Source organism: Erwinia sp. 009765445 (assembly GCF_058137865.1).
This window is the reverse complement of the sequence record NZ_JBYUWC010000026.1, coordinates 26,789-53,280: the sequence shown is the minus strand read 5'-3', so window position 1 is coordinate 53,280 and position 26,492 is coordinate 26,789. Positions and strand designations below refer to the sequence as shown.

Annotated in this window: 25 protein-coding genes, 1 tRNA gene and 1 pseudogene; 18 read left to right on the top strand and 9 right to left on the bottom strand. The window is 55.7% G+C overall.

Going from position 1 to position 26,492, the window contains the following annotated elements:
• A tRNA-Pro gene (locus tag AC3Y5R_RS22300) sits at window positions 1-77 on the top strand.
• A 609-nt stretch (window positions 78-686) separates the two neighbouring features.
• Here the strand turns inward: AC3Y5R_RS22300 and hemY are convergent.
• The 4 genes from hemY to hemC are packed head-to-tail and all read right to left on the bottom strand — an operon-like array spanning window position 687 to window position 4,712.
• A complete protein-coding gene (gene hemY, locus AC3Y5R_RS22295; RefSeq protein ID WP_489923156.1) occupies window positions 687-1,877 on the bottom strand; it encodes a protoheme IX biogenesis protein HemY in 1,191 nt (396 codons plus the stop codon).
• Window positions 1,878-1,879: 2 nt separating this feature from the next.
• The gene (gene hemX, locus AC3Y5R_RS22290) at window positions 1,880-3,010 is read right to left on the bottom strand and encodes a uroporphyrinogen-III C-methyltransferase (protein ID WP_489923155.1); all 1,131 of its coding nucleotides are present in this window, start codon (window positions 3,008-3,010) and stop codon (window positions 1,880-1,882) included.
• 23 nt (window positions 3,011-3,033) lie between these two features.
• Window positions 3,034-3,774 (bottom strand): uroporphyrinogen-III synthase, encoded by a 741-nt coding sequence (gene hemD / locus AC3Y5R_RS22285; protein ID WP_489923154.1) that lies wholly within the window; start codon window positions 3,772-3,774, stop codon window positions 3,034-3,036.
• Window positions 3,771-4,712: a hydroxymethylbilane synthase gene (gene hemC, locus AC3Y5R_RS22280; protein ID WP_489923153.1), complete on the bottom strand. Its 942-nt coding sequence runs from the start codon at window positions 4,710-4,712 to the stop codon at window positions 3,771-3,773. The genes hemD and hemC overlap by 4 nt, the downstream gene beginning before the upstream one ends.
• A 286-nt stretch (window positions 4,713-4,998) precedes the next feature.
• On the opposite strand from hemC, the gene AC3Y5R_RS22275 reads away from it, so the two are divergent.
• From AC3Y5R_RS22275 to uvrD, 7 genes are all read left to right on the top strand, one after another.
• Complete coding sequence (locus tag AC3Y5R_RS22275; RefSeq protein ID WP_489923152.1) at window positions 4,999-7,554, top strand: class I adenylate cyclase; 2,556 nt, start codon at window positions 4,999-5,001, stop codon at window positions 7,552-7,554.
• A gap of 164 nt (window positions 7,555-7,718) precedes the next feature.
• Window positions 7,719-7,904 (top strand): LPS translocon maturation chaperone LptM, encoded by a 186-nt coding sequence (gene lptM, locus AC3Y5R_RS22270; RefSeq protein WP_158781966.1) that lies wholly within the window; start codon window positions 7,719-7,721, stop codon window positions 7,902-7,904.
• A 39-nt stretch (window positions 7,905-7,943) separates the two neighbouring features.
• A complete protein-coding gene (gene dapF / locus AC3Y5R_RS22265) occupies window positions 7,944-8,768 on the top strand; it encodes a diaminopimelate epimerase (protein ID WP_489923151.1) in 825 nt (274 codons plus the stop codon).
• Complete coding sequence (locus AC3Y5R_RS22260) at window positions 8,765-9,469, top strand: DUF484 domain-containing protein (protein WP_489923150.1); 705 nt, start codon at window positions 8,765-8,767, stop codon at window positions 9,467-9,469. Before dapF ends, AC3Y5R_RS22260 begins: the two co-directional genes overlap by 4 nt.
• Complete coding sequence (gene xerC, locus AC3Y5R_RS22255; RefSeq protein WP_489923149.1) at window positions 9,466-10,374, top strand: tyrosine recombinase XerC; 909 nt, start codon at window positions 9,466-9,468, stop codon at window positions 10,372-10,374. The genes AC3Y5R_RS22260 and xerC overlap by 4 nt, the downstream gene beginning before the upstream one ends.
• Window positions 10,374-11,090 (top strand): 5-amino-6-(5-phospho-D-ribitylamino)uracil phosphatase YigB, encoded by a 717-nt coding sequence (yigB, locus tag AC3Y5R_RS22250; protein WP_489923148.1) that lies wholly within the window; start codon window positions 10,374-10,376, stop codon window positions 11,088-11,090. The genes xerC and yigB overlap by 1 nt, the downstream gene beginning before the upstream one ends.
• A gap of 57 nt (window positions 11,091-11,147) precedes the next feature.
• Window positions 11,148-13,310: a DNA helicase II gene (gene uvrD, locus AC3Y5R_RS22245; protein WP_158781971.1), complete on the top strand. Its 2,163-nt coding sequence runs from the start codon at window positions 11,148-11,150 to the stop codon at window positions 13,308-13,310.
• A gap of 41 nt (window positions 13,311-13,351) precedes the next feature.
• Here uvrD and AC3Y5R_RS22240 read toward each other — a convergent pair whose 3' ends face one another.
• Window positions 13,352-13,825, bottom strand: coding sequence for a WbuC family cupin fold metalloprotein (locus tag AC3Y5R_RS22240; RefSeq protein ID WP_489923147.1), 474 nt, complete (start codon window positions 13,823-13,825; stop codon window positions 13,352-13,354).
• A gap of 88 nt (window positions 13,826-13,913) precedes the next feature.
• On the opposite strand from AC3Y5R_RS22240, the gene ysgD reads away from it, so the two are divergent.
• From ysgD to AC3Y5R_RS22220, 4 genes and pseudogenes are all read left to right on the top strand, one after another.
• A complete protein-coding gene (gene ysgD / locus AC3Y5R_RS22235) occupies window positions 13,914-13,970 on the top strand; it encodes a YsgD/CorL family protein (protein ID WP_369699783.1) in 57 nt (18 codons plus the stop codon).
• Between the two features lie 138 nt (window positions 13,971-14,108).
• Window positions 14,109-15,062 carry a magnesium/cobalt transporter CorA gene (gene corA / locus AC3Y5R_RS22230; RefSeq protein WP_489923146.1) on the top strand — a complete coding sequence of 318 codons (954 nt, stop codon included), beginning with the start codon at window positions 14,109-14,111 and terminating at the stop codon, window positions 15,060-15,062.
• Between the two features lie 512 nt (window positions 15,063-15,574).
• A pseudogene (locus AC3Y5R_RS22225) lies at window positions 15,575-16,003 on the top strand (hypothetical protein); the annotation flags it as partial.
• A 210-nt stretch (window positions 16,004-16,213) separates the two neighbouring features.
• Window positions 16,214-16,369, top strand: coding sequence for a CDI toxin immunity protein (locus tag AC3Y5R_RS22220; protein ID WP_489923158.1), 156 nt, complete (start codon window positions 16,214-16,216; stop codon window positions 16,367-16,369).
• Between the two features lie 142 nt (window positions 16,370-16,511).
• Here AC3Y5R_RS22220 and rarD read toward each other — a convergent pair whose 3' ends face one another.
• Window positions 16,512-17,411 carry an EamA family transporter RarD gene (gene rarD / locus AC3Y5R_RS22215; RefSeq protein ID WP_489923145.1) on the bottom strand — a complete coding sequence of 300 codons (900 nt, stop codon included), beginning with the start codon at window positions 17,409-17,411 and terminating at the stop codon, window positions 16,512-16,514.
• 64 nt (window positions 17,412-17,475) lie between these two features.
• Complete coding sequence (locus tag AC3Y5R_RS22210; protein WP_489923144.1) at window positions 17,476-17,946, bottom strand: thioesterase family protein; 471 nt, start codon at window positions 17,944-17,946, stop codon at window positions 17,476-17,478.
• Window positions 17,947-18,126: 180 nt separating this feature from the next.
• Here AC3Y5R_RS22210 and AC3Y5R_RS22205 point away from each other — a divergent pair, with 180 nt between their 5' ends.
• The 4 genes from AC3Y5R_RS22205 (at window position 18,127) to rhtC (ending at window position 22,777) form a co-directional block, all read left to right on the top strand.
• Entirely contained in the window at window positions 18,127-19,245 is a 1,119-nt protein-coding gene (locus tag AC3Y5R_RS22205) for a hypothetical protein (RefSeq protein ID WP_489923143.1), read from the top strand.
• 118 nt (window positions 19,246-19,363) lie between these two features.
• A complete protein-coding gene (pldA, locus tag AC3Y5R_RS22200) occupies window positions 19,364-20,242 on the top strand; it encodes a phospholipase A (protein WP_489923142.1) in 879 nt (292 codons plus the stop codon).
• A gap of 56 nt (window positions 20,243-20,298) precedes the next feature.
• Window positions 20,299-22,125 (top strand): ATP-dependent DNA helicase RecQ, encoded by a 1,827-nt coding sequence (gene recQ, locus AC3Y5R_RS22195; protein ID WP_158781978.1) that lies wholly within the window; start codon window positions 20,299-20,301, stop codon window positions 22,123-22,125.
• A gap of 25 nt (window positions 22,126-22,150) precedes the next feature.
• Window positions 22,151-22,777, top strand: coding sequence for a threonine export protein RhtC (gene rhtC, locus AC3Y5R_RS22190; protein WP_489923141.1), 627 nt, complete (start codon window positions 22,151-22,153; stop codon window positions 22,775-22,777).
• 32 nt (window positions 22,778-22,809) lie between these two features.
• Here the strand turns inward: rhtC and rhtB are convergent, their stop codons facing one another.
• Window positions 22,810-23,433: a homoserine/homoserine lactone efflux protein gene (rhtB, locus tag AC3Y5R_RS22185; RefSeq protein WP_489923140.1), complete on the bottom strand. Its 624-nt coding sequence runs from the start codon at window positions 23,431-23,433 to the stop codon at window positions 22,810-22,812.
• 113 nt (window positions 23,434-23,546) lie between these two features.
• On the opposite strand from rhtB, the gene pldB reads away from it, so the two are divergent.
• Both pldB and yigL read left to right on the top strand, forming a co-directional pair.
• A complete protein-coding gene (gene pldB, locus AC3Y5R_RS22180; RefSeq protein WP_489923139.1) occupies window positions 23,547-24,539 on the top strand; it encodes a lysophospholipase L2 in 993 nt (330 codons plus the stop codon).
• A 75-nt stretch (window positions 24,540-24,614) separates the two neighbouring features.
• Complete coding sequence (gene yigL, locus AC3Y5R_RS22175; RefSeq protein ID WP_489923138.1) at window positions 24,615-25,415, top strand: sugar/pyridoxal phosphate phosphatase YigL; 801 nt, start codon at window positions 24,615-24,617, stop codon at window positions 25,413-25,415.
• A gap of 43 nt (window positions 25,416-25,458) precedes the next feature.
• Here the strand turns inward: yigL and glpQ are convergent, their stop codons facing one another.
• A complete protein-coding gene (gene glpQ / locus AC3Y5R_RS22170) occupies window positions 25,459-26,478 on the bottom strand; it encodes a glycerophosphodiester phosphodiesterase (RefSeq protein ID WP_489923157.1) in 1,020 nt (339 codons plus the stop codon).
• Window positions 26,479-26,492: the final 14 nt, after the last annotated feature.

Below are 26,492 nucleotides of genomic sequence, written 5' to 3'. Positions count from 1 at the left end.
CGGCGAGTAGCGCAGCTTGGTAGCGCAACTGGTTTGGGACCAGTGGGTCGGAGGTTCGAATCCTCTCTCGCCGACCACATTCAGAAAAGGCCAGCTTTCGAGCTGGCCTTTTTGCATCTGTAGCCCATAAAGGATGAGGACCTCCGAAGGAGGTTTGAGCCGTACGGCAACCAGGGAAGGGACGCTTTGTCTCATTTAAGAGACAACTAACATTATGATTTATAACGAACTTACTTAACTATGCGCTGATTGTCTCCAGATGGCGACGCACAGTGAAGGGAATGTTGCAGATTAGCGACGGTGCTGCAAAGAGAGTCTCAAAAAATACTCATGTTAAAGCATCTATTTATCAATAAGTTAAATTTTTTTTATCCACCAATTCTGACCTGGCACGGCTTATGCAATAATAACCGTGTAGATGCTCATTCCACTCCTTATGTTTGCTAACGCTTCATAAACCCGGGAATGATGCAGAGCCCTTTACGATACCTGTTGTCCACCCACCACTATCGTCGTAAGACCTTAATGGGACCAGGACACTACGTTGAGTCAGGTATCAGCCAAATTGTCTTACCGACCTGATCTTTTACACCTGCCGGACTGGCAGGTGTTTTTTTTTGCCCCGACCTTAAATCAGGCAAAAAAAAGCCGGGTAATTAACCCGGCTCGTGACAGATGCTTTGACGCTAAGGCGTATTCTTCAGCGTCAGCAGCAGGCCGTCCCGACGCATTTCCGCCGCTTCTTCCGGCTTGTGCTGACGATCAAGCGTATCGGCCAGCCAGGCGTAGTCAAACGCATCAGGACGCTGCTTCAGCGCTTCCCTGAAGGCTTCGCTGGCTTGCTCCCACTCGCCATGCTTCATCAGCAGCTGGCCCAGCGTGCTGTGCAACAGAGGCGTGGCACCGTGCTGTTTGATCTGCTGACGCAGCGCTTTTTCCAGCTGCTCGGGGTTGCCGGTTTTCAGCCGCGGCATCAGCAGCACCAGACGCTCGTCGTAATTACGCTTCAGTCCATCCAGCACGATTTGCTGCGCCGTTTCATGGTCATCACAGACGATCAGGTGGTCAGCCATCGCCACCTGCAGCGCCGTTTCATGGCGGGTTTTACGGCTCTGGTTTTGCCACCAGCGCTTCAGACCTTCGCTGCCCTGATCGGCCATCGCCTGATTCATTAACCCCAGCCAGGCTTCCTGCTGCAGCGCCAGGCGATGGGTATCGTCAGACACCTGGGCTTTCTCCATCGCTGGCAGAATATCCAGCAATGAGCCCCAGGCACCGGTGCGTACGTAAGCCTGTTCAGCCAGGCGCAGTACTTCCGGATGGCGCGGAGCCACTTCCAGCAGACGATCGACACCGCCACGCGCGGCATGGTCCTCATTCCGGGCCAGTTGAATGCGCACACGGGTGATCTCTACCGGTAGCTGATCGTTACCAGCCAGCTCAGCCGCTCTTTCGAGGTGCTGATTGGCACGGATCTCATCACCGCGCTGTTGCGCAGCCTCAGTGGCCAGCAGGTAGTTCACCACCGGCTGTTCGGCATGGTCGGCATTACGCGACAGCAGTTTTTCCGCCTGGCGGTGATCGCCTTCGGCCAGCTTCATCAGCGCTGCATTGGTCTGCTTGCGGGCGCGATTGCCTTTGCGGCCTCTGAACCAGCCGCGCGTTCTGGCCCCGGTGCGGAATAACCGACGCAGCAGCCACTCCACAAACAGGATCACAATCAGCGAAAGGATCAGCACGATCGCCAGGCCGATGACGCTGGTTTCAATATTCCAGTTATCAGTCTGGATCAGGACGTAGCCCTGGTGACCGGCCAGCATCGGGCCAAGCACCACACCGGCCATCAGTAACAGAAAGAGTATCAGAACCTTGAGCATGCTTATTCTCCCTGCTGCTGTTGCCCGGTGCCGGGCTGGGCCAGCAGGTTGCGCACGCGCGTTTGCATCAGTTTATCCAGCAACGGCTGGCTCTGTAGCGCATCCGGCACATCCATCGACACACTCTGCTGGCTCAGTTCATCCAGCTGGCTGAGGAAGGCTTTGGTGGCAGGATCGTTGGTATCGTACCAGGCACGCACCCAGGCAGAGACCGTGTCGATTGACTGCTTGTAGATCTCGTTCTGGTGGCGGGGAATCGCCTGAGAGGCAATCAGCAGCCGCGAACGGATGTTCTCACGCAGATAGACTTCCTGGTTTGGTGCCAGCAAAGGCTCTGAAGTGGCGTCGCGGCGGCGGATGGTAATAAAGTCATCCATAAAGTTGTGCCAGCTTTTCACCAGATTCTGACGCCATTCGTGCAGCGAAGAGGAGAGTTCGCCACTGTCGGCATCCATCGGGGAATCGTCGCTGTCGTTATCGGCCAGGCGCAGGTTATCCACGCCGTTGGAGAGCTGGTTCAGCTTGAGGATAATGCCGTCGTAATCGACCTGGCTCACCGCAGACAGCGAGCTGATGTCATTGGTCAGCGCACGACGTACCTCAATCAGGCTCGGATCGTTCATTTCAGCCAGGCTGTTATCCGCACTTTTCAGCAGGGCGGCAGCAGTGGTGACATCCTGATCGCTCCATAGCTTCCGGCCAGCCAGTTTCACCAGATAATCGGCCTGAGCCAGAAGCCAGGTATGTGCATCGTTACCGGAAATGGTAGCGACTTTCTCTTTTAACTGGTCAAGCTGCTGGCTCATGGCGGCCTGCTGCTGACGGGCCGTGTCCAGCGCGCTGGTCTGCGTGGTCAGCTGCTGCACCAGGGTCTGCTTGTCGCCGACTGACTGCTGCTGAAGCTCGGACAGCTGGTTCGCCAGTGCCTGATTGGCCGCGGTCAGTTGGTCTGTCTTATGTTTCCCGTTAATATAAAGTCCGACGCCTGAAGCCAGCGCGATTGCAATCGCCAGAACAGCCAGCGCCGTGGCGGTATTCCGCGACTTACGGCCTGGTTGTTGTTCTGGTGATGAGATCTCTACCGCTGGGGTGGTCTCATCAACCATGGCAGAGGAATCTTTTTGTTCCGTCATTGTGGCACATCCCATATTTAAGTTTATTGTAACGCCCGCAGCAGCGCGTCGTTATCGGCACCATTGGCCACCCTGATATCGCGCCAACCCAGTTCCCTGGCGCGGGCAGCCAAACGTTCACTGACGACAACCAGTCGGCAGTGCAGAAGCCATTCCTCACGATCTATATCGGGGAACAGCGAATAAAGTTGTTGCAGCATTTCACCGCTGGTGACCACCAGAGTGGTGATACCGCGGTCGCGCCAGCGCTTACCCTCTATTGAACCCTGATAGTGCTTTGCACAGCGTTGATAGCACTCAACAAACTGTACATTAGCTCCGCGCTGTTGCAAGGTTTCTGCCAGAAGTTCACGTCCGCCATTGCCCCGCAGGATCAAAGCCTGCTTTCCGGCGACTTTTTGTAACGCAGGTAATTGTATCAGCACTTCGCTGGTTTCACGCTCATGGGGCCAGATAACATCCAGCCCGCTGGCTGCATGCAGGGCCAGCGCAGTGGTGCGACCTATAGCATAATAGTTCAGGTCTGCGGGCCATGCGGCTCCGGCTCGTGTCAGAGCGGGTTGAGAATAATGAATGGCGTGCTGCGACAGGAGAAACACCAGATCGCCTTCCTGCAACGATGCGAGCTGGCGGGGCAAGTTGCCCAGCCCTGTTCCCGGTGTGAATTCGATCAGCGGCATTGACCAGGCAACCTTTCCCGCCTGACGCAAACGGCTGACCAGCTCGTCAGCGGCCGGTTCGGGTCGGGTTACCAGAATGGTCATTCGGGAGGATTCCCCTGATAGACTTCGGCCAGAATTTCACGTCCACCGTTGTTCAGCAGCTCTTCCGCCAGTGAAATGCCCATTTTCTCAGCATCTGCACGCGGGCCACGGCGCTCGCCACGGACCATCTCGGTGCCGTCAGGTGAACCGATCAGGCCACGCAGCCACAGCTCATCGCCATTGAGGACCGCATAGCTGCCGATCGGCACCTGGCAGCCCCCTTCCAGGCGGGTGTTCATTGCGCGCTCGGCTTTAACCCGCACCGAGGTGTCTTCATCATTCAGCGCTTCCAACAGGGCGATGGTCTGAGCATCATCAAGACGGCACTCAATTCCCACCGCGCCCTGGCCCACAGCTGGCAGAGACTCCTCGGCTGGCATAGCGTGGCGGATACGATCGGACAGTCCCAGACGCTTTAACCCGGCGACAGCCAGAATAATGGCATCGTAGTCACCGGCGTCGAGTTTCCCCAGCCGCGTACCGACGTTACCGCGAAGGGAACGGATAATCAGATCCGGACGGCGTGCGCTGAGCTGGCACTGGCGGCGCAGGCTGGAGGTGCCCACCACTGCACCCTGTGGCAGGGCATCGACAGAATCGAATTGATTAGACACGAAGGCATCAAGCGGATCTTCCCGTTCGCAAATCGTGACCAGCCCCAGCCCTTCCGGGAAGGCTACCGGCACGTCTTTCATCGAATGAACGGCAACATCAGCGCGGTCGGACAGCAGCGCTTGCTCCAGTTCTTTGACGAATAAGCCCTTGCCGCCGACCTTGGCCAGCGGGGTATCGAGGATCACATCCCCTTTGGTCACCATCGGCACCAGCTCAACGCGAAGCCCCGGATGGCAGGCCATCAGGCGCTGTTGAACATAATGTGCCTGCCATAGCGCAAGCGGACTTTGCCTGGTGGCAATTCTTAAAATTTTGTCTAACATGCTTGTTACCGTTTTTATCGTTCATTGATTATCCTATCATTGATACGGGAATGCTGTCAGTTTCCGCGGGTTTAAACGGCAGGGAAGAGGCGTGTTGAGGGATCTTGAGGCAGATCGATTGTAAAACGTGCTAAACTGTTAAGTAGCGCAACTTTCTTTACGGTCAATCAGCCTGGTGTTAGATTGATCACGTTTCCAGCATTTTTCGCACGACTATTTTTAAATCAAGCGGCGGATTTCGGAAACAGGGTTTTTTGTAAGCACTGGGATAATCAGGCGAGACGTCTTGTACCTCTACATAGAGACACTGAAACAGAGACTGGATGCCATCAACCAGCTGCGCGTCGATCGCGCCCTGGCTGCTATGGGACCTGCCTTCCAGCAGGTATACAGTCTGCTGCCAACCTTATTACATTATCATCATCCGCTGATGCCGGGTTATCTTGAAGGTAACGTTCCACATGGCATCAGCTTCTACACGCCTGATGAAAACCAGATAAGCTATCTTAATGATTTGGAAGGGAAATCCGGATCAAGCGTCGCGATCCCTCCGCAGGGCGAGATGCCGATTACCGGCGTCTACTCTATGGGCAGCACCTCCTCCGTTGGTCAGAATCTCACCTCGGACCTTGATATCTGGGTCTGCCACCAGTCATGGCTGGATAATGAAGAGCGCCTCTGCCTGCAGAAAAAATGCACTCTTCTGCAAAAGTGGTGTGCGGCGATGGGGGTGGAAGTCAGCTTCTTCCTGATCGACGAAAATCGCTTCCGCCACAACGAAAGTGGCAGTCTGGGCGGCGAAGATTGCGGTTCCACCCAGCATATCCTGTTGCTGGATGAGTTCTACCGTACCGCCGTGCGACTGGCCGGTAAGCGTATCCTGTGGAACATGGTTCCCGGCGAAGAAGAAGAGCACTACGACGACTACGTCATGTCGCTGTACCAGAAAGGGGTTCTGACGCCGAACGAGTGGCTGGATCTGGGAGGGCTGGACACGCTCTCTGCTGAAGAGTATTTCGGGGCCAGTCTGTGGCAGTTGTATAAAAGCATCGACTCGCCATATAAGGCCGTGCTGAAAACGCTGCTGCTGGAAGCCTACTCCTGGGAATACCCGTCTACCCGGCTGCTGGCGATGGACATTAAACAGCGCCTGCACGATGGCGAAATTGTCTCGTACGGCCTCGACCCGTATTGCATGATGCTGGAAAGAGTGACGCATTACCTCACCAGCATTGATGACCATGCCCGTCTTGACCTGGTTCGCCGCTGCTTCTATCTGAAGGTCTGCGAAAAACTCTCGGTGGAAACCGAAGAGTCCGGCTGGCGGCGTGAGATCCTCAGCCAGCTGGTCACCGAGTGGGGCTGGGACGCACAGCGCGTGGAGATTCTGGACAGCCGTGCTGACTGGAAAATCGGGCGAGTGCGTGAAGCACATAACGAATTGCTTGATGCGATGATGCAGAGCTATCGCAACCTGATCCGCTTTGCGCGCCGCAATAACCTGAGCGTCAGCGCAAGTCCGCAGGATATTGGTGTGTTGACCCGTAAGCTGTATGCGGCCTTCGAAGCGCTGCCGGGTAAAGTGACGCTGGTTAACCCGCAGATCTCGCCTGACCTGTCTGAACAGCATCTGACCTTTATCCACGTGCCGCATGGCCGGGCTAACCGTGCCGGCTGGTATTTGTATAACCAGTCGCCGGACATGCAGTCGATCATCAGCCATCAGCCGCTGGAATATAACCGCTACCTCAACAAGCTGGTGGCCTGGGCGTGGTTCAACGGCCTGCTGACCAGCAAAACCCGCCTGCATATTAAAGGCAACGAAATCTGCGATCTGGCCCGGTTGCAGGAGCTGGTGGCGGATGTCTCGCACCACTTCCCGCTGCGTCTGCCATCGCCGACAGCGAAGGCGCTCTACAGCCCGTGTGAAATTCGTCACCTGGCGATTATCGTCAACCTGGAACACGATCCGACCGCCGTCTTCCGCAATCAGGTGGTGCATTTTGATTTCCGTAAGCTGGACGTGTTCAGCTTCGGCCAGCAGCAACAGTGCCTGATCGGCAGTATCGACCTGTTGTACCGCAACTCGTGGAATGAAGTGCGAACGCTGCATTTCAACGGCGAGCAGGCGATGATTGAAGGGTTGAAGACCATTCTCGGCAAAATGCATCAGGATGCGGCTCCGCCAGATTCTGTTGAGGTGTTCTGCTACAGCCAGCATTTGCGTGGGCTGATCCGCACTCGCGTGCAGCAACTGGTGTCAGAATGCATCGAGCTGCGCCTTTCGAGTACACGCCAGGAGCCTGGCCGGTTTAAAGCCGTGCGCGTGGCCGGGCAGACCTGGGGCCTGTTCTTTGAACGCCTGAGCGTGTCGGTGCAGAAACTGGAGAATGCCGTGGAGTTCTACGGAGCCATCTCCAACAACAAGCTGCACGGCTTGTCGATCAAGGTGGAAACCGATCAGGCGCGTCTGCCAGCAGTGGTGAACGGCTACGCCAGCGAGGGGATTATCCAGTTCTTCTTCGAAGATACTCAGGACGATCACGGTTTTAATATCTACATCCTGGATGAAACTAACCGGGTAGAGATTTATCACCACTGTGAAGGCAGTAAGGAAGAGCTGGTGCGTGATGTGAGCCGCTTCTACTCATCGTCTCACGATCGTTTTACCTACGGCTCCAGCTTTATCAACTTCAACCTGCCGCAGTTCTATCAGATTGTGCAGCTGGACGAGCGCTTCCAGGTGATCCCTTTCCGCAGTCAGACTTTGGCGCAGCTGTGTGCCACGGTGTCGGATAACGATGCCAACACCGATTACGCTCAGCGCTACCAGATGCACTGATGCCACTGTGGCAGGGTCCCGCTCTGCCGCAGACCATTTCAGGCACTCAGGCGCAGTGCATGCTGTTTCCCTTCTGCGACATTCGATCACCTTTTCCTGTTGCTTTTAGTACTTCACCTGCGATGATAGGCAACCAACAGGCATCAATAACGAGCAGAATAAGCATGAACAAAGTGATTTGCCGGATGGCGCTGGTGCTGGCTGTAGCCAGCCTGGTGGGATGCGGATTGAAAGGGCCTTTGTATTTCCCGCCGCAGGAACAACCGAAGAAACAGACCGCACCGGTAACCAAACCACCGGCCACTGAAGTGCAGCAGTCAACGACAACCTCCACAGGTTCGGATGGCTAACCGGCAGAGTCAACTATGACGCACTCATTGGAGCTAAAAATGCAGTTCTCCAAAATGCACGGTCTGGGCAATGACTTTATGGTGGTCGATGCCGTGACGCAAAACGTCTATTTTTCTCCCGAGCTGATCCGTCGTCTGGCGGATCGTCATCTGGGGATCGGCTTCGATCAGCTGCTGATTGTTGAACCGCCGTACGATCCTGACCTCGATTTTCATTACCGTATCTTTAATGCTGACGGTAGCGAAGTGGCCCAGTGTGGCAACGGCGCGCGCTGTTTCGCCCGCTTTGTCCGCCTGAAAGGGCTGACCAATAAAAGCGATATCCGCGTCAGTACCCAGACCGGGCGCATGGTGCTCAGCGTGACCCAGGATGAACTGGTGTGCGTGAACATGGGCGAGCCGAATTTCGAACCGCAGCAGGTGCCGTTCCGCGCCAACAAAGCTGAAAACCTCTATCTGATGCGTGCCGCTGAACAGACGGTGATGTGTGGTGTGGTTTCGATGGGCAATCCGCACTGCGTGCTGCAGGTGGACAGCGTGAAAACCGCGCTGGTGGAATCGCTCGGTCCGGTGCTGGAAAGCCACGAGCGCTTCCCGGAGCGGGTAAACGTTGGTTTTATGGAAGTTGTCAGTCGCGAGCACATCCGCCTGCGCGTGTATGAGCGCGGAGCGGGTGAAACGCAAGCCTGTGGCAGCGGAGCCTGCGCCGCCGTGGCGGTTGGCATTCAGCAGACGCTGCTGGCGGAAAAAGTGCGCGTCGATCTGCCCGGCGGCAGCTTAAACATTGCCTGGAAAGGCCCGGGTCACTCGCTGTATATGACCGGTCCTGCCACTCACGTTTATGACGGATTTATTCATTTATGAAAAATGTCGGGGAACTCCAGGCGGAAAGCGTCCTGCTGGACGATCGTGCAGTCAGCGATTACCTGCTGCAAAATCCGGACTTCTTTATCCGCAATGCCCGCCAGGTTGAACAAATGCTGGTGCCGCATCCGGTACGCGGAACCGTTTCGCTGGTGGAGTGGCAGCTGGGTCGTCAGCGTAACCATATCAGCCAGTTGGAAGAAGAGATTACCCTGCTGATGGAGCAGGCCAGCGCTAACCAGCAGCTGTTCGACCGTCTGCTAACGCTGCAGGCCCGCCTTGCCTCCGCTTCCAGCCTGCATGACATGCTGAACCGCCTGCATCGCTGGGCGCGCGAGCTGGGGCTGGCCGGTGCTAACGTGCGGCTGTTCAGCGAGAAGTGGCGCATTGGCGCGCCTTCCGACTTCACGCAGCTGGCGCTGCCGCGTCAGGCCTTCGAATCCATCCGCATTCAGCGCCTGGGCAAACAGCATCACTATCTTGGCAGCCTGAACGGCCCCGAGTTGCTGCTGCTGTTGCCCCAGGCGAAAGCCATCGGCTCGGTTGCCATGTCGCTGATGGGCGAGCAGGGCGACCTCGGCGTGTTGATCTTCAGCAGCCGTGATAACCAGCATTACCAGCCCGGAATGGGCACGGTGCTGCTCCAGCATCTGTCACAAATGCTGCCGGAGCTGCTGCTGCGCTGGGTTGAACGCGCATGAATGGCGGCTCCCCTCTACAGTCTGCCGTAGAGGGCTTTCTGCGTTATCTGAAGGTGGAGCGCCAGCTCAGCCCGCTGACCCAGACCAGTTACCAACGTCAGCTGACCGCCTGTATCACCCTGCTGGATGAAATGAAGCTCGGCAGTTGGGAGAAGCTGGATGCGGCACAGGTTCGTTCGCTGGCCGCCCGCAGCCGCCGTGCCGGGTTAAAACCCGCCAGCCTGGCACTGCGCCTCTCTGCTTTACGCAGTTTTCTGGACTGGCAAATCAGCCAGGGCAGGCTGAAGGCTAACCCGGCTAAGGGCGTCGCCACTCCGCGTGCACCGCGCCATTTACCGAAAAATATTGATGTCGATGAAGTTGATCGTCTGCTGGAGATCGACCTGAACGATCCGCTGGCAGTGCGTGACCGGGCAATGTTGGAAATCATGTACGGTGCCGGTCTTCGTCTGTCGGAGCTGGTTGGTATTGATACCGGCCATCTCGATATGGCCTCCGGCGAAGTGTGGGTGATCGGTAAAGGCAGCAAAGAGCGACGCCTTCCGGTTGGTCGCACGGCGGTGCTGTGGCTGGAGCACTGGCTGGAAATGCGCGAGCTTTTTGCGCCGGAAGACAATGCGGTGTTCCTGTCGAAGCAGGGAAAACGCATCTCGGCCCGCAACGTGCAGAAACGTTTTGCCGAGTGGGGCGTGAAGCAGGGCGTCTCCAGCCATATTCATCCGCACAAGCTGCGCCACTCCTTTGCCACTCATATGCTGGAATCCAGTGGCGACTTGCGTGCGGTGCAGGAGCTGCTGGGCCACGCCAACCTCAGCACCACGCAAATCTATACCCATCTTGACTTCCAACACCTGGCGTCGGTTTACGATGCCGCCCATCCCCGTGCCAAACGAGGAAAATCCTGATGCATTTTTACCGCCCGCTGCGGCCGATAGCAGCGATGACCTTTGACCTGGATGACACGCTGTACGATAACCATCCGGTGATCCGTCGCACCACGAAAGAGTCCCACGCTTTCCTGCAGTCCTGGCATCCTTCGCTGAGCGAGTTCAGCGTGGAGCAGTATCAGCAGCTGCGCGACAGCCTGCGTGAGCAGGAACCTGAAATTTACCACGACGTCAGCGAATGGCGTCGTCGCGCCATTGAACTGGCGATGCTCAATGTCGGATTGAACGGACGTGAAGCTGATGAAGGTTCACGTGCGGTGATGGCGAACTTCGCCCACTGGCGCAGCCAGATTGATGTGCCGGATGAAACGCACGAAACGCTGGCTGCTCTGGCAAAACGCATCCCGCTGGTGGCGATCACCAACGGCAACGCTGAACCACACCTGTTCGGGCTGGATAAATACTTCAAATTTATCCTGCGTGCCGGTCCGGATGGCCGCGCCAAACCTTTTGAAGATATGTATCAGCTGGCGGCGGAAAAGCTGGGTTTGCCGCTGGAAAGTATTCTGCATGTCGGCGATGACCTGACCACCGATGTGGCGGGTTCCGTGCGCTGCGGGATGCAGGCCTGCTGGATCAATCTGCATGAGGGCAACCTGATGCACATTGCTGACAGCCGTCTGCTGCCCACTTTAGAAATTTCGCGGTTGGCATCGCTGACCGCGCTGATATAATAAGCTGGTTAAATATCCAGTGGAGTGCTGATTGCTCCCTCTTTCCTGACGGTGCCTATGGACGTTTCAGACCTGCTCGACAGCTTGAATGACAAACAACGCGAGGCCGTTGCCGCGCCGCGCAGCAACCTGTTGGTGCTGGCGGGCGCGGGAAGTGGTAAAACGCGCGTGCTGGTGCACCGCATTGCCTGGCTGCTGGCGGTAGAGAACTGTTCGCCGTATTCGGTCATGGCCGTGACCTTTACCAACAAGGCCGCCGCCGAGATGCGTCACCGTATTGAGCAGCTGATCGGCACCAGTCAGGGCGGCATGTGGATTGGCACTTTCCACGGCCTGGCTCATCGTCTGCTGCGTGCACATCATCTGGATGCCAACCTGCCACAGGATTTCCAGATCCTGGACAGCGAAGATCAGCTGCGCCTGCTGAAGCGCCTGATCAAGGCGATGAATCTGGATGAGAAGCAGTGGCCCGCCCGTCAGGCAATGTGGTACATCAACGGCAAGAAAGATGAAGGCCTGCGACCAAAACATATTGAGAGCTACGGCAACCCGGTGGAGCAGACCTGGCTGAGAATTTATCAGGCCTACCAGGAAGCCTGTGACCGTGCCGGGCTGGTGGATTTCGCCGAGTTGCTGCTGCGGGCACACGAGCTGTGGCTGAACAAACCGCATATCCTTAATCACTACCGTGAGCGCTTCACCAATATCCTGGTGGACGAATTCCAGGATACCAACAACATCCAGTACGCATGGATCAGAATGCTGGCGGGTGACAGCGGCAAAGTGATTATCGTCGGGGATGATGACCAGTCGATCTACGGCTGGCGTGGGGCGCAGGTGGAGAACATCCAGCGTTTCCTTAACGATTTCAGCGGCGCTGAGACCATCCGCCTGGAGCAAAACTACCGCTCCACCAACAACATCCTGAAAGCCGCTAACGCCCTGATCGCCAATAACAATGGACGGCTGGGGAAAGAGCTGTGGACCGATGGCATCGACGGTGAGCCTATCGCCATCTACTGCGCCTTTAACGAGCTGGATGAAGCGCGCTTTGTGGTCAACCGCATCAAGGTGTGGATGGAAAACGGCGGCGCGCTGAACGACTGCGCCATCCTCTACCGCAGCAACGCCCAGTCGCGCGTGCTGGAAGAGGCGCTGTTACAGACCAGCATGCCTTACCGCATCTATGGCGGCATGCGCTTCTTCGAGCGCCAGGAAATCAAAGACGCGCTGGCTTATCTGCGATTGATTGCCAACCGTAATGACGACGCTGCTTTTGAGCGGGTGGTGAATACGCCGACGCGCGGCATTGGCGATCGCACGCTCGATGTGGTGCGGCAGACGGCTCGTGAACGGCAGCTTACATTGTGGCAAACCGCCCGCGCTCTGCTGCAGGAAAAAGCGCTGGCAGGCCGTGCCGCCTCTGCGCTGCAACGCTTCACCGAACTTGTGGACTCGTTAGCGCAGGAGACCAGCGAGCTGCCGCTGCACGTGCAGACTGACCGGGTGATTAAAGATTCGGGCCTGTGGCTGATGTACGACCAGGAGAAGGGTGAGAAGGGCCAGGCGCGAATCGAAAACCTTGAGGAGCTGGTCAACGCCACGCGGCAGTACAGCTATCAGGACGAAGATGAAGATTTGATGCCGCTGCAGGCTTTCCTGTCGCATGCCGCGCTGGAAGCAGGCGAGGGCCAGGCAGATAAGTGGCAGGATGCTGTGCAGCTGATGACCATGCATGCGGCGAAAGGCCTGGAATTTAAGCAGGTGTTTATCGTCGGCATGGAAGAAGGGATGTTCCCGAGCCAGATGTCGCTGGATGAAGGTGGCAGGCTGGAAGAGGAGCGCCGCCTGGCCTACGTTGGCGTGACGCGGGCGATGCAGAAACTGACCCTCACCTATGCCGAAACCCGCCGTCTGTATGGCAAAGAGGTGTACCACCGTCCGTCGCGCTTCGTGGGTGAACTACCGGAAGAGTGCGTGGAAGAAGTTCGCCTGCGCGCCAGCGTCAGCCGCCCGGTCAGCCATCAGCGCATGGGCACGCCAGTTTCTCAGAATGACAGTGGCTTTGCCCTTGGTCAGCGCGTGCGCCATGCCAAATTTGGCGAAGGCACTATTGTGAACCTGGAAGGCAGCGGCGAGCACAGCCGTTTACAGGTGGCTTTCCAGGGGCAGGGGATCAAGTGGCTGGTGGCTGCTTACGCGAAGCTGGAAACAGTCTGAGCCAATTGGGACGGCGGCAAGATACCGCCGTTCCGTCAGCATCAGCTTGAGTAGCGGTCGCCCGGCTGCGCGCTGGCATACCAGGCCATTACTTCAGCAGTGCCTTCGGCTCCTTCCTGAGGTGCCCAGTGCTGACAGTCATCTTCCGTCAGCGCCTGATAAGGGCCATGCTTCACTTCAAAAATCACGCCGCCTTCATCCAGAGACAGCACCGTGTGCCAGGTGAAAGCCGGCATTTCCTGTAACAAAACTTCTTCGCCCAGCACGGTGCGATCGGTCACTTCTCCTGCGTCATCAAACTGCAGCACCACGAAGCGACCTTTCAGCGGCGTGAGCAGCTCCCAGGTCTGCGGATGGCGGTGCGGGCGGATGTAGGTGCCCGGCTCCATGGCGATGGCCAGACGCTGTACCGGGTCGCTGAGTTCTTCATGCAGAGTGCGGTGCGAACGCAGGCGGGCCACGCTGGCAGCCTGTTCACTCATGTGGCTGATGTCGGAACGGGTAATCTGTTTCATTCGAATCCTTATTATCCGGGGTTGCTGTTGACGCCATTTTCAGCACAGCGTAACATGCGCGCACCATTACCCTAAGAGGACATTCGCCTTGGACACACCCAGTAGATACTGGCTCATTGACCTGGACACCAGGTACAACTCCTAAGGCTATCCTCTTCTGCCGATAGCCTTCGTGGTTGTTGGCGACCCTCTTTTGCGTCGCTCTGAGTCAGATCGACCTGAAACGCCCCGTTTCCCGTGTTCAAGCGCCAGTCCCACGTTATTACGATTTGGGAGTACAGCTATGCTGAGCGCATTTAAACTTGATCACAGCCGCCTGACTCGTCTCGAGCTGGAAGAACCCAACGATGAACTGGTCAGTTCGGTCTGGGTGGACCTGATTGAGCCTGAAGAGGGTGAGCGCGATCGCGTACAGAACGAGCTGGGCCAGAGCCTGGCAACCCGTCCTGAACTGGAAGACATTGAGGCATCTGCCCGTTTCTTTGAAGACGAAGATGGCCTGCATATTCACTCCTTTTTCTTCTATGAAGATGCTGACGACCACGCCGGTAACTCCACGGTGGCGTTTACCATTCGTGAAGGGCGTCTCTATACCCTGCGTGAGCGTGAGCTGCCTGCTTTCCGCCTCTATCGTATGCGTGCACGTAACCAGGTGCTGATCGACGGCAACGCCTATGAGCTTCTGCTGGACCTGTTCGAAACCAAAATTGAACAGCTGGCGGATGAAATCGAGAACATCTACAGCGATCTGGAAAAGCTGAGCCGGGTGATCATGGAAGGGCACCAGGGCGATGAGTTTGACGCCGCGCTGTCCACGCTGGCAGAGCTGGAAGATATCGGCTGGAAGGTGCGCCTGTGCCTGATGGATACCCAGCGAGCGCTTAACTTCCTGGTGCGTAAGGCGCGTCTGCCTGCCAACCAGCTTGAGCAGGCGCGGGAAATCCTGCGGGATATCGAATCCCTGTTGCCGCACAACGAGTCGCTGTTCCAGAAAGTGAACTTCCTGATGCAGGCGGCGATGGGCTTTATCAACATCGAGCAGAACCGCATCATCAAAATCTTCTCGGTGGTGTCGGTGGTCTTCCTGCCACCAACGCTGGTGGCCTCCAGTTACGGCATGAACTTTGAGTTTATGCCGGAGCTGAAGTGGAGCTTTGGTTACCCTGGCGCTATCTGCCTGATGATCCTGGCTGGCCTGGCCCCTTACGCTTACTTTAAGCGGAAGAACTGGCTGTAAGCACCGCGTAATGTCTGCCGGAAGATGCAAATGCTGACCGGCAGTCAGCTTAATTTTGAGTTATCAACTATAAAATTCCTGTCAGTTGCCTTTATAAAACGATGATGTTTCGTTTGCTTACATTTTGATATTTTTTGTTGTAAATAAGAATAATCCGCCTTAGTATCCATTAAATTTTATGGTTATTTTCAGACGGATTTGCTGATTTTAACAGGCTGTTCAGCATTGCCCAAAAGAGGCAGGCGGTCAGTCCGGTACAATGAAATCAGCTTTTGACAGGGAAAAGTCAATGCTGGGTCGCTTAGCCTGTTCTGTTTTTCATTACGGCCGTCGGGCTGCTCTTGTTCTTTCATTCGTGCTTTGTCCGATGGCGCTGGCATCATGTGCTGCCGGGGGACAGCTATTGTAGTCAGGCGCTGAGCGATCTGTCCGGGAAGAATCAGGCGGTGGCTGACGGCGTGAAAGCGCTGATGCAGGGTGAAACCTGGTCAGCGGTAGCCGACACTATCAAACAGGCGGCTGACGGTAATCAGGCAGCGCTGGAAGCGACTGGCGGGATGCTGGCCGGGATTATATTGCCGGGTAAAAAAGTGCCTGGTGCGGCTAACCGAATTGAAACAATACTTAAAGCCGAGAAGAATTGGGAAAGTGCCCGAAACAAGGCATTAGGTATTGTGGGTAATTTAGGAGCTGACTCTAAACCTGTTATTGGCCGATTAGGGGTAAGTGCAGGAAATGGAAAAGTAACTGGACGTCAATCCAGCGATGGAAAAGTTGGCAGGCGTGTCGATTATGAGCCGGAAAAAGGAACTCACATCAATATATGGGACTACTCTCAAGGCAAAGGACCAGGAAAATCAGTCAGACAGGTTATACCGTTTGAGGACAATGAGAAATTATTTAAAACTATATTAAAACAGTTAAACAGGCAAACCAAATGACTTTATTTGATGAGTGTAAATAAGCTCTTAGTTCTGATTTTAGCATGCTCAACGGTCAGGATGAAAAAGAAGCTATCGATATGTTATATAAGTATCCTTTCGCTAATGGAAATATAATCTGGACAGAGATTGAATCTTCAGACTATGAGGGTATTAATGAAGCATTAAGGAAGAAAAACAAAAGACAACAGAGCTTTTTTTTCTGATGATATAAACATTCCTGTTTTTAGGTCAAATTTTCCTTTAATTGCTGAAAACCTTTATGACGTCACAGCTCTGTCAAAAAAATTATTTATTTTTAATGATGAATTAATTTTACAACCTATATTTCCAACCGAAGTGATCCGCTTAGGAATTAATCGTTAGTAATATTTGTAAAAAAATCCCGGCCATCGAGCCGGGATTTTTTTAGCCGCCAATCACTCCTCAGCCAGGCGGATGAACAACTCTCCCTGCTCACACACCACCTTAACCTTCCTGCCCGTCTTTAACCTCAGCTCCATCAGTCTCAGGCCGACCGAACCTCCCGACGCCGCATCGTCCACAGAGCATCAAAGATAAACAGCGTCAGCGCGGCCCAGATAAAGCTGAAGGTGACGGCCTTGTCCGGCGTCAGCTGTTCGCCATAAAACACCACGGCCAGCAGGAACATCAGCGTTGGGCCAAGATACTGAAAGAAGCCTACGGTGGAGAGCCGCAGCCGTGTGCAGGCAGCTGTAAACAGCATCAGCGGAATGGTGGTTACGATACCGGCAGCCACCAGTAACAGATTCAGCGACATCGGGTTTTGTGTCAGGTGGCTGGTGCTGCTGTCGGCGATGCCAAACAGATAGATGGCCGCCACTGGCAACAACCAGCTGGTCTCGATCAGCATGCCGGTTTGCGCATCCACGCCGATTTTCTTACGCAGCAGGCCGTAGAAAGAGAAGGTCACCGCCAGCCCCAGCGCGATAATCGGCACCGAGCCAAATTTCCACAGCTGTACCAGCACGCCGCAGGCTGCCAGCAGTACGGCCAGCCACTGCAACCGGCGGAAGCGCTCACCGAGAAACACCATCCCGACCAGCACGTTAAACAGCGGATTGATAAAGTAGCCGAGGCTGGCTTCCAGCATATGGTGATTATTTACCGCCCAGATAAAAATCAGCCAGTTACAGCAAATTACCGTGGCGGACACCGCCAGCAGCAGCACCTTTTTCGGCTGCTGCAGGGTAAGCTTAACCTTCGGCCAGTTACGGGTAACGCCAACCAGAATCAGCATAAAGAAGAATGACCAGATCACCCGGTGTGTCATGATCTCCCCGGCATCCACCTGCTGGATTAACTTGAAATAGGCGGGTGCGATGCCCCAGATAAAATAGGCACCCAGTGCAAAGAAGACTCCCTGCTTTGTTTGTTGCGCGTCCATGGGGACAGACTCCTTCAGAGGCAGATTTTAGATTCAGAATACGCAGAATGGTGAGCGCTGAGGGCTAGCCCGTCAGATAAGTCGCCGTGGCGCTGGCAATATAGACGCCTGCATCATTGTGCAATTCAACGCGAGCCACGGAGACCTTATTACCGCCGCGTAGCAGGCTGCTGCTTGCGATAAAACGTTCCCCCCGTCCCGGGCGCAGATAATCAACGCGCAGGTCGATGGTGCCCATGCGCGACAGTCGTTGGCGCAACTCCCCTTCAGTGATACTGTCCTGGCGGGTCAGAGCGCTGCTGACGCAAACCAGCCCGGCCGCCACGTCCAGTACCGAGGCAATCACCCCGCCGTGCAGAATCTTTTGCGCGACGTTACCGACCAACTGCTGCTGATTGGCAAAGCTCAGTTCAGCGTAATCAGGCTCCAGCCGATCCAGCCGCAGGCCAAGGGCGCGGTTGAACGGCATGTCATCAACAAAAATCTCACCGATCAGGCGGCGAGCGGCGTCCTGACTGAGGGGAACAGCAGACATTTTTCGAAAATCCTTTGCGGAAAACACAGCGAAATACTTTAGCAGACCAGCGATTTAAAATTGTTTCATATCGCGTTGGAAAGAGGAAAAAATCGCTTTCCCGGTTGCCAGCCAGAGGAGATGAACTAAGGTCGATAGGGTTGCCTCAGTTTGCCATGAACAACCCGTGGATCGAAACAAATGCGAAAAATTTATCTTCTTTGCGCGGCATTGCTGTTTTCTCCCGCGCCATTACTGGCCCAGGGCGCGCTTGGTGCCAACTTCAATGAACACTTTGAAGATGTTAATTATCCACATCTTAAGCGAGCGGATGCAGAGTGGATCCGCTTATTTCTGCCGATGCCGCGAGTCAGCCCGCGGGGCGGAGCCAATGGTACTCTCAGCACGATCCTCGAAGCGGGAGCGAAAGGCTATAAAACCATTCTGACGCTCAAATGGCCCTTCCCTAATCGTGACTTTCCTCAGCCCGGTAGCGCTGATTTTCAGCAGCAGCTTGCCCGGCTGGGTCAGGTCCTGCCGCAGGTGATGGGGAAGGCCGATATTCTGGTGATCGGCAATGAACCCTATATTGAAAGCCGTCCGCAGGATCGTAATGCAGACCTCAATACTTTTTATGAGGCGATGGTGGCAAAAGTGATTGCCTACCGCAAAGCCCACTGCAGCAGAGAGTGTAAAACGCACTTATATATGGGGGCGCTCAACCGGCTGGATTTGCCGAAAAACCGCACGCCGTCAACGGCACGCTGGATGGCGTTTGTCAAAGCCACGCCAGATATTGAGGGCGTTGATATCCATCCGCATGTGCCTTCACCGGAGGCCTCGCGTCCCTTCCTCGACTATATTTTGCCGCGCATGCGCCCCGACCAGACGTTTCTGGTGACGGAGTTCTCACTGGTGACCTGGTGGCGGCAAAATATGCATAAGCCGATCTCCGCAGCTTATGCCGCCAGATACAATCTGCCGCGAAACCGGTTGAACTGGCAGGTTATCAGGGCGGCAACCCTGCATCCTTTCCCCCGTCAGCGCTGGGATAATTTCCTGGCGCTCAGTCCCTGGTTCGAAAGCCGTCAACATTACCTGCGTAATCAGATGAAGATTTTCCGTGATACCGGGCGGCTGGCCGTTGCTACCTATGGTTTTGAACAGAATGTTCAGGTGACCAGAAACTTTGGTCCTGACAAAATTCCCTGGCTGCTCAACAGTGTGTATCTCTCGTATACCGTGCAGCCGGATACTGGCGGTGGCACAGCGGTAAATCCAGCATGGTTCAATCATTTCCGGGCATTACAGAATAAATGAGAGGGCCAAAAGAATAGCGGCGATCGCTTTAGAAAATCATCGCTAATCCCGGCCACTATTTGTGTGTAGAATGGCATGCTTTTTACCCACTTATTTCGTTTTTGCTCTGGAGAATACTATGCAGATGCTGAAAGGAGTGCTCACTGCAGCACTCCTGTTTCCCTCGTTAGTTCTGGCACAAGAAGCCACGGTGACAGAGGTTCATGACCAGCCGGCCGTCCGTGGTAGTATCATTGCTAACCTGTTGGAAAAGCATGACAATCCTTTCGTCCTGTATCCGTATGAAAGCAACTACGTTATTTATACCGATACCAGCAATATCAATAAAGAGGCGATCCAGTCTTATAACTGGGCGGATAAAGCCAGGCATGACGAAGTGAAATTCCAGCTGAGCCTGGCTTTCCCACTGTGGCGCGGCATTCTGGGCGATAACTCGGTGCTGGCGGCATCGTATACTCAGGACTCCTGGTGGCAGTTGTCTAACCGCGGCGGATCTTCACCGTTCCGTGAAACCGACTATCAGCCACAGATTTTCCTGGGTTGGGCAACGGACTACAACTTTGCTGGCTGGACGCTGCGCGATGTGGAAATGGGTCTGAATCACCAGTCTAATGGCCGCTCAGAGCCGACGTCCCGCAGCTGGAACCGTGTCTATGCCCGTTTGATGGCGCAGAACGGTAACTGGCTGGTGGAGGCAAAACCTTGGTACCGCATCCCAGAAAGTGAAAATAATGATGATAACCCGGATATCACCAGGTACATGGGGTATTATCGCCTGACTGTGGGCTATCAGCTGGGTGCCAGCGTCTTCAGCTTGCAGAGCAACTACAACTGGAACAGCGGCTACGGCGGCGCACAGTTAGGCTGGAGCTATCCGGTGAGCGAACACGTTCGCTTCTACACGCAAGTCTTTAGTGGCTATGGTGAATCCCTGATTGACTATAACCACCGTCAAACCCGGGTTGGTGTCGGCGTGATGCTGAACGATCTGTTTTAATGCTCTCCGGGCGGGCTGAAGCTCTCAGTGCGCCCACCATCAGATTTGGGGAATACGTGTCTACGGCTGCAGTGATTGATCAGGAAGCGCTGGCGGAGCAGGTTTTACAGGATACCTTCGGCTACCAGCAATTCCGTCCGGGTCAGCAAACCATTATTCAGGCCTCGCTGAAAGGGCGTGACTGCCTGGTGGTCATGCCGACCGGCGGCGGCAAATCGCTTTGCTACCAGATCCCGGCACTCGTTCGGGAAGGGCTGACGCTGGTGGTGTCGCCGCTGATTTCTCTGATGAAAGATCAGGTGGATCAGCTGCTGGCTAACGGCGTGGCGGCGGCCTGCCTGAACTCCACCCAGACGCGGGAAGAGCAGCAGGAAGTGCTGGCCGGTTGCCGTACCGGTCGGGTTAAGCTGCTTTACATCGCGCCTGAGCGGCTGATGATGGACAACTTCCTCGACAACCTGCTGCACTGGAACCCGGCGATGCTGGCGGTGGATGAAGCCCATTGTATCTCTCAGTGGGGCCATGATTTCCGTCCTGAATACGGCGCGCTCGGGCAGCTGCGTCAGCGGTTACCTGAGGTGCCGGTGATGGCGCTGACCGCTACCGCAGACGAAACGACCCGTAACGACATTGTGCGCCTGCTGCAGCTGAACGATCCGCTGATCCAGGTCAGCAGCTTCGACCGCCCCAATATCCGCTATACGCTGGTGGAGAAGTTCAAGCCAACCGAGCAGCTAATCCGTTACGTACAGGACCAGCGCGGCAAGTGCGGCATCATTTATTGCAACAGTCGGGCGAAGGTGGAAGACACCGCTGCCCGTCTGCAAAGCCGGGGCCTCAGCGTTGGGGCCTATCACGCCGGGATGGATAACGCTCACCGTGCTCAGGTGCAGGAAGCTTTCCAGCGTGACGATTTGCAAATCGTGGTGGCTACGGTGGCATTCGGTATGGGCATCAATAAACCGAACGTTCGCTTCGTGGTGCACTTCGACATTCCTCGCAATATCGAATCCTACTATCAGGAAACCGGCCGCGCAGGGCGTGATGGTCTGCCAGCTGAAGCGCTGATGCTTTACGATCCGGCGGACATGGCGTGGCTGCGTCGCTGTCTGGATGAGAAAGCACCCGGGCCGCTGCAGGATATTGAACGCCACAAGCTGAATGCGATGGGGGCTTTCGCCGAGGCGCAAACCTGCCGTCGTCTGGTGCTGCTGAACTACTTCGGCGAAGGCCGTCAGCAGCCCTGTGATAACTGCGATATCTGCCTCGATCCGCCACGCCGCTATGATGGCCTGGTGGAGGCGCAGAAAGCGCTGTCGAGCATCTACCGCGTCGGTCAGCGCTTCGGGATGGGCTACATCGTGGAGATCCTGCGCGGGGCCAACAACCAGCGCATCCGTGATATGCAGCATGACAAGCTGCCGGTGTATGGCATCGGTCGCGAGCAGAGTCACGAACACTGGGTCAGCGTACTGCGCCAGTTGATCCACCTCGGCCTGGTGACGCAAAATATCGCCATGCATTCGGCCCTGCAGCTGACGGAAGCCGCCCGCCCGGTACTGCGCGGAGAATCCCCGCTGATGCTGGCCGTGCCGCGCCTGGTCAGCATCAAGCCGCGCAGCAACAACCAAAAATCTTTCGGCGGCAATTACGACCGTAAGCTGTTTGCCAAGCTGCGCAAACTGCGCAAAGCCATTGCCGATGAAGAAAACATTCCGCCTTATGTGGTGTTCAACGACGCCACGCTGATTGAGATGGCCGAGCAGATGCCGCTGACGGCTTCTGAAATGCTCAGCGTTAACGGTATCGGCCAGCGCAAGCTGGAACGTTTCGGAAAACCATTTATGGTGATGATCCGCGAGCATGTTGACGGCGAAGAGTAGTTCCCCCGTATTTAAGGAATAGAAAATGCTGATGTTGTTTCTGACCATTGCGCTGGTGCACCTTGTGGCTCTGATGAGCCCGGGTCCGGACTTCTTCTTTGTGTCGCAAACGGCGGCAAGCCGCTCGCGTAAAGAGGCGATGCTGGGCGTGCTGGGGATCACCATGGGGATTGTCATCTGGGCAGGCGTGGCGCTGATGGGCCTGAATCTGATCCTGCAAAAGATGGCATGGCTGCACCAGATCATCATGGTGGCGGGAGGATTATATCTGTTGTGGATGGGCTGGCAGATGCTGCGCTCAGCACGTCAGCAGCATAAGAATCCTCTGCCACCGCAGGAGAAAGCGGTAGAACTGTCGCGCAATGGACGCAGCCTGATGAGAGGGTTCCTGACCAATCTGGCGAACCCGAAGGCCGTTATATATTTTGGCAGCGTGTTCTCTCTGTTTGTCGGTGATGATGTGGGATCGGGCGCGCGCTGGGGGCTGTTTCTGCTGATTATCGCTGAGACCTTTGCGTGGTTCACTCTGGTCGCCAGCATCTTTGCGCTGCCAGCGATGCGCCGTGGATATCAGCGAGCGACGAAGTGGATTGATGGCGTTGCCGGGGCGCTGTTTGCCGGATTCGGCATTCACCTGATCCTGTCACGCTAAGAGTTCAGGCCGGGGTAACCCGGCCTTTTCATTCAGGCAATGCGCCGGGCAGAAGCCAGCAGCGCGCCCACTGCCATAAACATCCCGCCAAACGTCCGATTGAGAAGCTTCATCTGCTTTGGTCCTTTAATCCAGCCCGCAATGCGCGTGGCCAGCGTGGCATAGCCAATCATCACCAGAATATCGACCACCACCGTGGTGGCACCCAGCACCAGATACTGCATCGCCTGCGGCTGATGCGGAATGATGAACTGCGGGAACAGCGCGGCCAGGAAGACGATGCTCTTCGGGTTGGTCAGGTTTACCAGCACCGCACGTTTGAACAGTCGGCGACGTGGCATAGCCTTTGCCACCGCCTGCAGGTCGATCCCACCGCCGGAACGCCACTGCTGAATGCCCAGCCAGACCAGATAAGCGGCCCCGGCCCATTTCAGAATTTCAAAGGCCAGCACCGACTGGGAAAACAGCGCCCCCAGGCCAATGCCGACCAGCACAATATGCGCCGCCAGCCCGACCTGCAGGCCGGATATGGAAGCCACCGCCCCGCGATAGCCATGGCTGATGCCGGTACTCATGGTGTTGATTGCACCGGAACCGGGTGAAAGACTTAAGATACTGGTGGTTAAAAGATAGGCCAGCCACCATTCGATGGTCATGGGTAACGCTCCCTGAACTCGCAGAAGTATGACACAATACGTCATTGTTGACGGTTGCGCTACGGGAGGACTGCAGGTCATTCCGGGCGATGAGAGCTAAAGAGAGTTAGCCGATGGGTAAGCAGAATAACGGCTGGCCAACGCGAGAAAAAGCGTTCGCGGCATTTGCAACCGGCCCGCTGCTTGATTTCTGGCAGAGCCGGGAAGAGGGTGAGTTCGCCGGAGTCGATAACGTCACGATTCGCTATGTCCGTTTCATCTCGCCGCAACATGACAAAGTTATCCTGCTGTGCCCGGGGCGTATTGAAAGCTATGTGAAATATCCGGAACTGGCTTACGATCTGTTTCATTGCGGCTATGATGTGGTGATTATCGATCATCGCGGACAGGGGCGGTCCGGGCGGCTTCTGCAGGATTCCCACCGTGGGCACGTGGAAGCATTCGATCATTACGTCGACGATCTCGAAACGCTGTATCTGAAAGAGATCGCCAGCCGCCATTATCGTCATCGCTATGCGCTGGCCCACTCGATGGGTGGGGCGATCATGGCGCTGATGATCGCCAGGCAGCCGAAAGCCTTTGATGCCGCGGTGCTGGCTTCGCCGATGTTTGGCATATACCTGCCAATGCCGCAGTGGATGGCAAACCATATTCTGGACTGGGCGGAAAAGCGCCCGACCTTCCGCGATGGTTATGCGATAGGGACCGGAAAATGGCGGCCGCGTCCGTTTGGCATTAATCAACTGACCCACAGCCACGAGCGTTACCGGCGCAACCTACGTTTTTACGCGGACGATCCGGGATTGCGGGTTGGCGGCCCCACCTACCATTGGGTGCGGGAAGGGATGCTGGCAGGACAAAGTATTATCAGTAAAGCAAAAGACATTTCCACACCGCTGCTGCTATTGCAGGCAGGCAGCGACAAGGTGGTTGATAACCGGGCCCAGGATCTCTTCTGCCAGGCTATGACCGCCGCGGGGCAGCCCTGTGAAGGGGGTAAACCGCAGGTTATCAACGGTGCGCGTCATGAGATCTTATTTGAAAAAGACAGCATGCGTGCCGAAGCGCTGGAGGCCATCGTGGCATTTTTTGCCCGGCATCCCTGATTTTGCACGACTCAGATGTGGATTCCATTAGCGGGGAGCAACAGGCACCCCGATAACAGATTAACCAGAGGTTTTATGTACCCTATCGTTGCTTCCGATCTTGATGGCACCCTGTTGTCTCCGGATCACCGTTTATCTCCTTTTGCCCGCGAAACGCTACAGTTGCTGACCCGCAAAGGGGTGAGTTTTATTTTTGCTACTGGCCGCCATCATATCGATGTGGCGCAGATGCGTGACAGCCTGGGTATTGATGCCTTTATGATCACCTCAAACGGCGCGCGCGTGCACAACACCGCCGGAGAGCTGATTTTCAGCCACAACCTGGATGAAGACATCGCTCTTGAGCTGTTTGCCATGCACCACAGCAACCCGGATATCTTCACCAATATTTACCGTGATGAAGAGTGGTTCCTTAACCGCCATCGCCCTGAAGAGATGGACTTTTTCCGTGAGTCCGACTTCAACTATCAGATCTATCAGCCAGGCTCACTGCCGACGGACGGCATCAGCAAGGTGTTCTTCACCTGCGGCGATCCGGACAAGCTGGTCCCGCTGGAAGAGACGCTGATTGCCCGCTGGGGCGACCGGGTTAACGTCAGCTTCTCGCTGCCGACCTGTCTGGAAGTGATGGCGGGTGGCGTCTCCAAAGGTCATGCGCTGGATGCGGTCTCGCAAATACTGGGCTACAGCCTGAAAGATTGCATCTCCTTTGGCGACGGCATGAACGATAAAGAGATGCTGAGCATGGCCGGAAAAGGCTGCATTATGAGCAACTCTCATCAGCGTCTGAAGGATTTACTGCCGGCGCTGGAAGTGATTGGCAGCAACGCGGATAACGCGGTGCCGAATTATCTGCGTAAGCTGTATAACGTTTGATCTGTGCGGTTCCCGCCCCTGATGGCTCAGGGGCGGAAGCCGGTCAGCGCTGCAGGAAATGCAGGGCTTTGTCCGGGAAGTCGGTAAATAACCCGTCCACCCCGGCCTGATGGTAAAGCACCTCATAGAGCTGATCGACATTATCAACCCAGTCAGGTAACTGGTCGGCGCGCACCGTGTAAGGATGCACCACCAGACCGCTCTGATGCGCTTCCTTTACCATATTAGTCAGGCTGATATGGCCTTTCGTGGTACCTTCTGCCACCAGCATGTGATAATCCGGCCCGATACCGTCAACGTACTGTGACAGGGTTTTCATCGCGCCAGGTTTGAACATCCAGTCGTAGCTGTAGTTCACCCACTTACCGTTTTTCTGTTCCTGGGTTTCATCCCATGTAGTCTCGGCTATCAGCTGCACCATTTTCAGGTTCATGCCGCGCTGCGGCTCCAGCTCCGTTTTAATGCGCTTCACCTCGTTGTAGTCGAAGCACTGCAGGTAAACATTGTCGCTTTTGCTGGTGTAACCGTACTGCTTCAGCACGTCGAGCACTTTTGCCGAGATATCCTTGCCCTCCCGGCGGTGGAACCACGGTGCTTTGATTTCGGTATAGATGCCGATGTTTTTACCGGTGGAGTGGTTCAGGCCCTGAATAAATTCGATCTCTTCCGCAAAGGTATGCACGCGAAAATCAGATTTGCCCATCGGGAAGCGGTCCGGGAAGGTCTGCACTTTCTGACCATTCTTCACCGTAAAGCCTTCGGTAAATTTCAGGCCTTTGATCTCGGCGAGGGTAAAGTCGATGGCGTAGTAACGGCCATCCTTGCGTGCACGGTCAGGATAGCGATCGGCGACGTCCGTCACACGGTCCAGGTAGTGGTCATGCAGCACCACCAACTGGTCGTCTTTGGTCATCACCAGATCCTGCTCAAGAAAGTCCGCTCCCTGAGCGTAAGCCATCGCTTTTGCCGGCAGAGTATGCTCCGGCAGATAGCCGCTGGCGCCACGATGGGCAATCACAATCTTCTCTTCTCCGGCGGCCATTGCGCACAGTGAAGAAGCCATTATCAGGGTTGCTA

Coding starts and splice junctions, on each gene's coding strand:
- pldB (WP_489923139.1), top strand. CDS start 23,547: ATGGGTAAGCAGAATAACGGCTGGCCAACGCGAGAAAAAGCGTTCGCG.
- AC3Y5R_RS22205 (WP_489923143.1), top strand. CDS start 18,127: ATGCGAAAAATTTATCTTCTTTGCGCGGCATTGCTGTTTTCTCCCGCG.
- hemC (WP_489923153.1), bottom strand. CDS start 4,712: ATGTTAGACAAAATTTTAAGAATTGCCACCAGGCAAAGTCCGCTTGCG.
- pldA (WP_489923142.1), top strand. CDS start 19,364: ATGCAGATGCTGAAAGGAGTGCTCACTGCAGCACTCCTGTTTCCCTCG.
- hemY (WP_489923156.1), bottom strand. CDS start 1,877: ATGCTCAAGGTTCTGATACTCTTTCTGTTACTGATGGCCGGTGTGGTG.
- AC3Y5R_RS22210 (WP_489923144.1), bottom strand. CDS start 17,946: ATGTCTGCTGTTCCCCTCAGTCAGGACGCCGCTCGCCGCCTGATCGGT.
- glpQ (WP_489923157.1), bottom strand. CDS start 26,478: ATGGCTTCTTCACTGTGCGCAATGGCCGCCGGAGAAGAGAAGATTGTG.
- yigB (WP_489923148.1), top strand. CDS start 10,374: ATGCATTTTTACCGCCCGCTGCGGCCGATAGCAGCGATGACCTTTGAC.
- rhtC (WP_489923141.1), top strand. CDS start 22,151: ATGCTGATGTTGTTTCTGACCATTGCGCTGGTGCACCTTGTGGCTCTG.
- corA (WP_489923146.1), top strand. CDS start 14,109: ATGCTGAGCGCATTTAAACTTGATCACAGCCGCCTGACTCGTCTCGAG.
- dapF (WP_489923151.1), top strand. CDS start 7,944: ATGCAGTTCTCCAAAATGCACGGTCTGGGCAATGACTTTATGGTGGTC.
- hemD (WP_489923154.1), bottom strand. CDS start 3,774: ATGACCATTCTGGTAACCCGACCCGAACCGGCCGCTGACGAGCTGGTC.
- lptM (WP_158781966.1), top strand. CDS start 7,719: ATGAACAAAGTGATTTGCCGGATGGCGCTGGTGCTGGCTGTAGCCAGC.
- yigL (WP_489923138.1), top strand. CDS start 24,615: ATGTACCCTATCGTTGCTTCCGATCTTGATGGCACCCTGTTGTCTCCG.
- uvrD (WP_158781971.1), top strand. CDS start 11,148: ATGGACGTTTCAGACCTGCTCGACAGCTTGAATGACAAACAACGCGAG.
- xerC (WP_489923149.1), top strand. CDS start 9,466: ATGAATGGCGGCTCCCCTCTACAGTCTGCCGTAGAGGGCTTTCTGCGT.
- rhtB (WP_489923140.1), bottom strand. CDS start 23,433: ATGACCATCGAATGGTGGCTGGCCTATCTTTTAACCACCAGTATCTTA.
- hemX (WP_489923155.1), bottom strand. CDS start 3,010: ATGACGGAACAAAAAGATTCCTCTGCCATGGTTGATGAGACCACCCCA.
- AC3Y5R_RS22260 (WP_489923150.1), top strand. CDS start 8,765: ATGAAAAATGTCGGGGAACTCCAGGCGGAAAGCGTCCTGCTGGACGAT.
- rarD (WP_489923145.1), bottom strand. CDS start 17,411: ATGGACGCGCAACAAACAAAGCAGGGAGTCTTCTTTGCACTGGGTGCC.
- AC3Y5R_RS22240 (WP_489923147.1), bottom strand. CDS start 13,825: ATGAAACAGATTACCCGTTCCGACATCAGCCACATGAGTGAACAGGCT.